At 31.5% G+C, this 8574-nt stretch carries 8 protein-coding genes; 3 read left to right on the forward strand and 5 right to left on the reverse strand.

All coding sequences use genetic code 11. From position 1 onward, the window contains the following. Positions 1–10: 10 nt before the first annotated feature. The 3 genes from GBO31_RS17745 (at position 11) to GBO31_RS17755 (ending at position 1732) form a co-directional block, all read left to right on the forward strand. Positions 11–517, forward strand: a complete 507-nt coding sequence (locus GBO31_RS17745) for an ARPP-1 family domain-containing protein (RefSeq protein ID WP_219009802.1) — start codon at positions 11–13, stop codon at positions 515–517. After that, positions 496–1140, forward strand: coding sequence for an ARPP-1 family domain-containing protein (locus tag GBO31_RS17750; protein WP_219009804.1), 645 nt, complete (start codon positions 496–498; stop codon positions 1138–1140). The genes GBO31_RS17745 and GBO31_RS17750 overlap by 22 nt, the downstream gene beginning before the upstream one ends. A gap of 163 nt (positions 1141–1303) precedes the next feature. Then, positions 1304–1732, forward strand: coding sequence for a hypothetical protein (locus tag GBO31_RS17755; RefSeq protein ID WP_219009805.1), 429 nt, complete (start codon positions 1304–1306; stop codon positions 1730–1732). Between the two features lie 19 nt (positions 1733–1751). On the opposite strand, the gene GBO31_RS17760 is transcribed toward GBO31_RS17755, so the two are convergent. From GBO31_RS17760 to GBO31_RS17780, 5 genes are all read right to left on the reverse strand, one after another. Then, entirely contained in the window at positions 1752–2633 is an 882-nt protein-coding gene (locus GBO31_RS17760; protein ID WP_246615912.1) for an aldose 1-epimerase family protein, read from the reverse strand. A 67-nt stretch (positions 2634–2700) separates the two neighbouring features. Further along, entirely contained in the window at positions 2701–3363 is a 663-nt protein-coding gene (locus GBO31_RS17765) for a hypothetical protein (protein WP_219009806.1), read from the reverse strand. A 10-nt stretch (positions 3364–3373) separates the two neighbouring features. After that, a complete protein-coding gene (locus GBO31_RS17770; protein ID WP_219009807.1) occupies positions 3374–5362 on the reverse strand; it encodes a tetratricopeptide repeat-containing sensor histidine kinase in 1989 nt (662 codons plus the stop codon). A gap of 146 nt (positions 5363–5508) precedes the next feature. Next, complete coding sequence (locus tag GBO31_RS17775) at positions 5509–7497, reverse strand: tetratricopeptide repeat-containing sensor histidine kinase (protein ID WP_219009808.1); 1989 nt, start codon at positions 7495–7497, stop codon at positions 5509–5511. Between the two features lie 333 nt (positions 7498–7830). Further along, a complete protein-coding gene (locus GBO31_RS17780) occupies positions 7831–8052 on the reverse strand; it encodes a hypothetical protein (protein ID WP_219009809.1) in 222 nt (73 codons plus the stop codon). Between the last annotated feature and the right edge of the window lie 522 nt (positions 8053–8574).

The following is an 8574-nucleotide window of genomic DNA, read 5'->3' on the forward strand; positions in this document are numbered from 1 at the left end:
AAAAACACTCATGAAAGCATACTCAATTATTTTATCTGTTTTTAGTATTAGCATCCTATTATTTGGTTTCAAAAATGTAAAAGATTCAAAAAACCAAAACGCAATCAATGATCCAAGTGATAATCAAATCATAGATGGAATTAAAATTAACGAAGGAATAGCTATTGAGAATCTTACACTATTTATGATCACAGGCAATGAAAAAATATCTGGTGATATCTATAAGACATTGTCTGAAGCAATGGAGAAAAAAGAAGTGACAGTAAAAGAAACAGGAAATGTAAATCAATTGCTATTAGATAATAATAGTGATGATTATGTATTTATTCATTCTGGAGATATTGTAAAAGGAGGAAAACAGGATAGAACCATTAGTTATGATGTCATTATTCCTCCAAAAGCTAAAAATGTAGCATTACAAAGTTTTTGTGTGGAACAAGGGAGATGGAGACAACGTGGTAACGAAACGCTTTCTTCTTTTGCTTCTAACTCAAAATGCTATCATCGAGAGAATTAAAGTTGGCAGCAAGACACGAAAAAAATCAGAGTAAGGTTTGGGGAAAAGTATCAGAACAGCAAAATCGTTTAAACGATAATCTTTCCAAAAAAAATGGAAAAACGATAAATGTAACCGATAATGCATCTAATACAAGCTTGCAATTAGCTTTAGAGAGTGATGAATTAGAAAGTGCAAAAAAAGAATATTACCATACGCTTAAGGATTTAATCAAAACAGAAAATGCCATTGGGTATGCATATGCAATTAATGGAGAAGTTTATGGAGTAGAGATTTATAATAATCAACAGCTTTTTAAAAGTTTGTGGGATAAAATATTAGAATCGGTTATTGTTGAAGCTATTAGCGAACAAAAGGATATTGATCATGAATCTTGTACTATAGTAGATGTACAAACCTTTATGGATGCCGTTACAACTGAAAATAAAGAAGTCGTTAAAAATATCAATAAAGCAACGAATTTCAGAACGGTTGAAAATAACAAAGGAAATATTGTTTTTACTACCGAAGATGTGGATAAGAAAAGCTGGGTTCACAAAAGTTATATGAAAAACGAAAAAACAAAAACTTCTGACAATAATGAAAATCTTCCTTATAGAAGAATACAGCAAAGGAATCGTTAAGATTTGAAAAAATAGTTAGTATATGAGTATTTGAGTGTGGTGTTCTATTTGATAAAACTGGTTTGAAATTAATGTATAATGATGGTTGCTTTAAAACTTTTGCTTAATTTTCCGCAACCATTTGGATACAATTTCATCTATAGAAAAACATAAATCTTTACTCATGCAACGTATCTTACTTCTATTACTAACTGTAATTACAATTTTGAGTTGTTCAAATGATGATGATAACAATGTAACTCCTACTAACTGTGATTTGATAACCTTGATCAGTGCTTCCGAATTTGCAGACGGACCTTCAGATGCGGTTACCATTAGTAGTTTAACCATAACAGATAATTGTTTGAAAATCAACTTTGGTGCTTCCGGTTGTGATGGAGATACCTGGCAACTTAATTTAATTGACTCTGGTACTGTAATGGAATCTGATCCACCACAAAGAAACCTAAGATTATCCTTAAGAAATGAAGAAGCATGTCTGGCTTTTATAACTCAAGAATTAGATTTTGATATTTCTAATCTACAAGTGGAAGGGAATCAGGTGATCCTCAATATTACCAATTCTAATCAGAGTATTCCCTACGATTATTAGTCTGTAAACCATTTTTGGTTTATCCAGCATTCATCATAGTGATCGTATATTGACTAGAATGTATTTGTTCTTTTTCTAATTGTTGTATTCCTTCTTTCTCGGTAATATTTTGCGTTGTGGAGATTACATCAGCGTATCCTAACCAAGGTTCGATACATACATAGTGAGCTTTGGGTTTTGCCCAAATGCCAAGATCTGGAAAGTCTTTGAAATCCATGGATATTATAGCGCCTTTTTCTTTATGAATAAGTGTAGCTTTGTTTGCTTGAATATCCTTAAAAATAAGAGCGTCATTATCAAAGAGTGTATCAGTAAGCCAGATTTTACGGTCTTTCATTACGGATATTGTTTCATCGCTTATCAATCCATCAGAGGTAAGCACAAAGCAATCCATATTCTTGGATCGTTCCAATTCTATATAGTAATCCTCATAGTTTTCTAAAGGATCTATAGGACAATTAAATGCTGGATGACCACCAATAGAAAAGTACATAGTTTTTGTATCATGATTTTCTACGGTATGCGAAACAATCAATTGATGATCTACAAGTTTATAACTAATTGTAAATTGAAATTGAAAAGGATATTTTTCTAAAGTATCTTCTGATGAGGATAGTGTAAAAGACGCTTTTGAAGCTGAGTTTTGAGTTCCTTTTATGGCATCATTATATCTAATAAAACCATGTTTCGGCAACCTATATTGTTGATCTTGATATCGATACGTTCCATTTTTTAATCCGCCTACAATTGGGAACAATACAGGAGCTTGGCTCGCCCAAATAGTTGGATCTCCTTGCCATAAATATTCCTTATTATCTTTTTTAGTAATGATACTGGAGAGTTCTGCTCCTACTGAATTGATAGTTACGGTTAGTTGGTCATTTTCAATGGTAAAAATCATAGAATAGTTTTAAGCTGGTATACGGTTTTTTGCAAAGGTAAGTAAACCAACTTCTTAAATTGCTAGTCTATAAAAAAGGTTCTAAGAATCCAATGAGTTGTGTTCCTTTGGCATTCCATCGGATGCCATGACCACTAGGAACACGGATTTCATATACATATTCGTGTTGATAATGATAAAAGATATTCCACCAGGTTTTATTTTCTATGATCTCCAGAATTCGTTGTTTTACTTGTTCTTCTTTTTGAGCTGGATTTCCTTTCATAGTTCCCCAGAAATTATCTTCGGATCTTCCGATATGTTTTTCCCAAGCTCTTGTAGCCATACAGATTTGATGATTAAAAGGAGCAAAACAACTATTTAGGAGCGTCTCTTTTAATGGTGGAATTGCTGCTGAATTCTGCAATGTAGCTGAAGTACATCGTTGACCAATCAGTAATAAAAGATACTCGAAAGGAGTGTTTTCTATGGTTGTAGCCCAATCTTGTGGAGTTGGGTCTTTTTCAGAGAGTATTTTTTTAAAGTTTTCGTATGCTTTAGATAGAGAAGGAGTGGTTTCTTCTTCAAAATGAGGTAGAGGTAATGTGTTAGGAACTCCAAATTGGTAGTACTTCTTAATTGTATTTGCGAAAACCTGTAAATGTTCTTCTTCTAAAAAAGCAGCATGCTTTTCTTTCCAGGATTCTGAAAGGAACGGTATGCTGTTTTGGATGGATTGGTTGATGTTCATAGTAACTTTCTCAAACAGGAATTACAATCCTTGCTTTAAAACCTTTATTTTTTTCGGTATCAAAAGTAATAGTTCCCCCAATTGCTTCTATACGTTTTTGAGTATTGCGAAGCCCATTTTTGGAGATGAATTGAGTAGTATCCATGCCGATTCCGTTGTCTGAATAGTTAATGTGTATGTTTTTATTCTCCTTAGCAAATACAACTGCTACACGGTCTGCTTGGCTATGCTTTTGCATATTGGTCATTAACTCCTGTAAGACTCTATAAGTTGCTATTTTTATAGTACTGTCTGTATGCTCCCATGAAATGGTATCTACACCTTTTTGAACCAGTAGCATATTTTTATTCGTATAGTTTTGAAGCATATTTCTCAGTTCTTCTTCAAAAGTTTCATCGATTTCAAAATCGCTATTTTCTCTGGAAATATCACGTGCTTTGGTATAACTTTTATTGAGTTTTTCTAGTAGTTGCGGGTTATAGTTTGGTGTGTTTTGATATTGCGTCATTACCTGAAAAATATCATTACCCAACTCATCATGTAATCGTTTGGCGATACGTGTTTCAGTTTCATAAGCCGTTTGAAACTGTATCATTTTACTCTGCTGCTTAAGGTATTTGTTGCGTTGTATCGCAAAATAGATAACAAATCCAATGAGCGTACATAATAATACAATCCCTAAAAGATAGATGGTATTTTGATCTTGTACTTGTTGTATCTCTTTACTTTTTTGTTCATTTTCTTTTTGTAATGTATCACTCTCATATCGTATACGAGCAAATTGATTTTTGTATTGATTATCTCTTTGGATAAGGCTATCATTAAGATGAATATACTTCATAGCATATTGTTGTCCTTCATTTGAATGAGATATTTCAGCTAATAGTTTATAGGATTGAAGAAGTTCCGAATTACTATTAATGTCAGAAGACATTTTTTTAGCTTTTTTTGCATGTTCAATGGATAATGAAGTGTTACCGTTGAATTGGTAGTATTCTGCAAAATTTATGTGCGAGTCTATTAAACCAATCAAATCATTTAAACTATCTCTAATTCGATAAGCTTTATTAAATAAATATAATACACTGTCATTTTCCTTATTTGTCAAAAATTTAACATGACCTAAATGATCTAATAGCCTAGGTAATCTTAGTGGGTTTTGTTTTAAAAAATCTTCATATTTTAATCCCTCTATGTAAAGTTCTTCTGCTTTTAAGTAATTTTTCATTTTTTGATAAGCAAAACCTCCATTAATACAAAAAATGAGTTTGTATAATGTATCTCTTTTTGTGTCTTTTGCATATTCACTTGCCATTTTATAATAGGATATCGCTTCTTCATAACGTCCTTGTTCTTTTGAAGCTATTCCTAAACTATTATAGGATACGGGGATATAAGATAAGTTACCAGATATTTTAAATCTTTCGATGGCTTGTATAGTCAATGCTTCACTTTGGTTATAGTCGTTTACTTTTCTGGATAATTTGGCAAGTTCTATTAGAGCCAAGCCGTGATTAAAAGCAGATTCAGGATTTCCAAATTGACTTCCTTTTTTAAAAGAGCTATAAATTTTTTCAGCTTTATTGAAAAAAAAGTATGCGCTGTCATATTTTCTACTTACCCTTCTATAGGATCCTAAATTGTTATAAGATTTAGCTATTCCAGTAGAATCACCAATTTTATTAGACAATTCAAGCATTTTTGTATTGGCAAATTCAGCATTCTCATAATCTCGTAAACTACTATAAKATGCAGATATTTCACTGATTTTTTTTCTTTTATATCTATTGTCTTCTAAAGTATTGTAAACGGTATAGGCAGAATCTAAATATTTTTTTCGTTCCTCTTTGGTTTTGGTTTTGTCTTCAGCTTGCTGGATATATTTTTCAATGGGATCTATGGATTCTGATACAACGGCTTCTTCCTGATCGCAACTGCTAAATACTTGGCAAATGAAGAGTATAAGAATACCTGTTATTTTTTTGGTGTCAAAAACCATAGATTGTTCGGATTGTAAATTTTAAAATACTAAAAATATATGGAGTGTAAAACATTCCTCTAAATCTCCCTTCAAAGGGAGACTTTTTGCTCCTCTCTGTTAAGTGAGAGTTGGAGATGAATTGGTAGGTATTCATAGTAGCTTTCTCAAACAGGAATTGCAATCCTTGCTTTAAAACCTGTATTTTTTTCTGTATCAAAAGTAATAGTTCCGCCAATAGCTTCTATACGTTTTTGAGTATTGCGAAGCCCATTTTTAGAGATGAATTGAGTAGTATCCATGCCAATTCCGTTGTCTGAATAGTTAATATGTATGTTTTTGTTCTCCTTAGTAAATACAACGGCTACACGGTCTGCTTGGCTATGTTTTTGCATATTGGTCATTAATTCTTGTAAGACTCTATAGGTTGCTATTTTTATAGTACTATCTGTATGCTCCCATGAAATGGTATCTACACCTCTTTGAATCAATAACATACTTTTATTGGTATAATTTTGAAGCATATTTCTCAGTTCTTCTTCAAAAGTTTCATCGATTTCGAAATCGCTATTTTCTCTGGAAATATCACGTGCTTTGGTATAGCTTTTATTGAGTTTCTCTAGTAGTTGCGGGTTATAGTTTGGTGTGTTTTGATATTGCGTCATAACCTGAAAAATATCATTACCCAACTCATCATGTAATCGTTTGGCGATACGGGTTTCTGTTTCATAAGCCGTTTGAAACTGTATCATTTTACTTTGCTGTTTTAGATATTTGTTGCGTTGTATCGCAAAATAGATGACGAATCCAATGAGCGTACATAATAATACAATCCCTAAAAGATAGATGGTATTTTGATCTTGTACTTGTTGTATTTCTTTACTTTTTTGTTCATTTTCTTTTTGTAATGTATCACTCTCATATCGTATACGAGCAAATTGATTTTTGTATTGATTATCTCTTTGGGTAAGGCTATCATTAAGATGAATATACTTCATAGCATATTGTTGTCCTTCATTTGAATGAGATATTTCAGCTAATAATCTATAGGCTTGAAGGAGATCATCATTATCTCGATCATTTATAGCATTTTCCTTTGATTTTTTAGCAAATATTCTGGCTAGATCTTGATTTCCTTGTGATTGATAATATTCTGATAGATGCAGAAAACTTGTGGATAGACCATAAATGTCGTTAACACTGTCTCTTATTCGATACGCTTTCTTAAATAGGAATAATGAACTATCATTATCCTTATTAGCGAGAAATTTTACATATCCTAAATTATCTAGTAATCTTGCTTCATGTTTAGGGTTTTTAGATAAAAAGTTAGTAAAAGATAACCCTTTAAGGTAATGTATTACAGCTAAATCATATTTCTTTTGTGATTTATAAACTGTTCCTATATTGTTATTTGATTGAGAAAGATAAAATATCTCTTTTTTAGTGTTTTTTGCATATTCAATTGTTTTTTTATAATAAGATATGGCTTCCTTATAACGTCCTAAATCTTTTGAAGAGATTCCTAGACTATTATATGATAAAGGTATATATGATAAATTACCTGATACTTTAAATCTCTCAATCGCCTGAGAAGCCAATTCCTCACTTTGGTTATAATCCTTTACTTTTCTAGCTAATTTGGAAAGATCTATTAAAACTTTTCCATGATCATAGAAATACATTTTTGGTTCAAAATTACTATTTACATCAAAAGAGAAGTATAGTTTATTAGCTTGATAGAAATAATAATAAGCACTATCCAAGTTCAACTTTTTTCTAAAATGCATTCCAAGGCTCGAATAAGATTCTGCTAGTCCCAAAGAATCATTTATTTGTTTGGATAGCTTTAGCATTTCTTTATCCAAGTCTTTAGAAATTTCAAATTCTTTTAAATTATAAAAAGCATTTGAAAGATCATTAATTTTTTCTCTTTTGTATTTGTTGTCTTCCAAAGTACTATAAAAAGCATAAGCAGAATCCAGATATTTTTTTCGTTCCTCTTTGGTTTTGGTTTTGTCTTCAGCTTGCTGGATATATTTTTCAATGGGATCTATAGATTCTGATACAACGGCTTCTTCCTGATCGCAACTGCTAAATACTTGGCAAATGAAGAGTATAAGAATACCTGTTATTTTTTTGGTGTCAAAAACCATAGATTGTTCGGATTGTAAATTTTAAAATACTAAAAATATATGGAGTGTAAAACATCCCTCTAAATCTCCCTTCAAAGGGAGACTTTTTACTCTTTTACTTCTGAAGGGAGAGTAGGAGATGGATTGGTAGGTTTTCATAGTATGTCCTTTTTCTTTTTTTCAATGCCAAAAAAAGAAACAAAAAAGTCTAGGCCTACAAAAGCTTGTTTAAATTTATTGCTTAACACCTAAATTTTAGAAACTCGCTACGCTCAGACAGTCTAAAATTTTACGGTATTTTCACTTCAAATTTTACAACAAGCTTTTGATAGGCCGTTATAAACTATTTTTTAATTAAGCATCCCACCACATTGTTTTTTTGTATAATGGAAATTCAACCAATTCATCATTTAATTTTTTGCGTAAAATGACTTTACATTTGGTTCGATACTCTCGTCTTTTTTCTTTGGTGTAATCACTTCCTAATTTCCACCACCTTGTCATGTTTCGGTTTCTTTTTTTTCTTTTGTGACGCTCTTTGAAATTGTAGAACTTCTTATTTTCATAAGATTTCATTTGTATTAAGTTTAAAAATTAAAAACTTAATACAGTGTTCCTTTTCTTTTTGCCATTTTTGTATGGATTTTGCCAATTTTAGACAATTATTAAAAGCTTTATCAGGTGCTTGACTAGCTTATTTTTATAATTAATCTTTAGGGTTATTTTTGATTCTACTTTATTACACACCCCTAACCCCTCTCAAGAGGGGAATACTAAAAATATTCTTTCTTGATTTATACTTTAAATTTCCCTCTAGAGAGGGATAGTATTTCAGCTTGCGCATTTTACGCAAGCTAGAAATTCTTGGGTGTGTTTTACAAAAGCATACCCATCTTTTATAAATTGATTCTAGTTACAATGTCCTTATATTAATCAAAGGATGTTAAGGCTCAAAATATGTTACTTATTTTTCCCTTGTTTCCTTCTTCTTTTCTTTCTCCATGGAGCATTGATCTGGAAATCTCCAGCCATGATACATCCATATGGCATTACCTCATCGATTACTTGCCCTAATCCGAATTCATCCATCTGGTTTCT

This window comes from Aquimarina litoralis, assembly GCF_019295435.1.
Classification (GTDB): Bacteria; Bacteroidota; Bacteroidia; order Flavobacteriales; family Flavobacteriaceae; genus Aquimarina; species Aquimarina litoralis_A.

Bases quoted from the DNA above. Each gene is read 5' to 3' on its own strand.
- GBO31_RS17745 (WP_219009802.1), top strand. From the start codon at position 11: ATGAAAGCATACTCAATTATTTTATCTGTTTTTAGTATTAGCATCCTA.
- GBO31_RS17750 (WP_219009804.1), top strand. From the start codon at position 496: ATGCTATCATCGAGAGAATTAAAGTTGGCAGCAAGACACGAAAAAAAT.
- GBO31_RS17755 (WP_219009805.1), top strand. From the start codon at position 1,304: ATGCAACGTATCTTACTTCTATTACTAACTGTAATTACAATTTTGAGT.
- GBO31_RS17760 (WP_246615912.1), bottom strand. From the start codon at position 2,633: ATGATTTTTACCATTGAAAATGACCAACTAACCGTAACTATCAATTCA.
- GBO31_RS17765 (WP_219009806.1), bottom strand. From the start codon at position 3,363: ATGAACATCAACCAATCCATCCAAAACAGCATACCGTTCCTTTCAGAA.
- GBO31_RS17775 (WP_219009808.1), bottom strand. From the start codon at position 7,497: ATGGTTTTTGACACCAAAAAAATAACAGGTATTCTTATACTCTTCATT.
- GBO31_RS17780 (WP_219009809.1), bottom strand. From the start codon at position 8,052: ATGAAATCTTATGAAAATAAGAAGTTCTACAATTTCAAAGAGCGTCAC.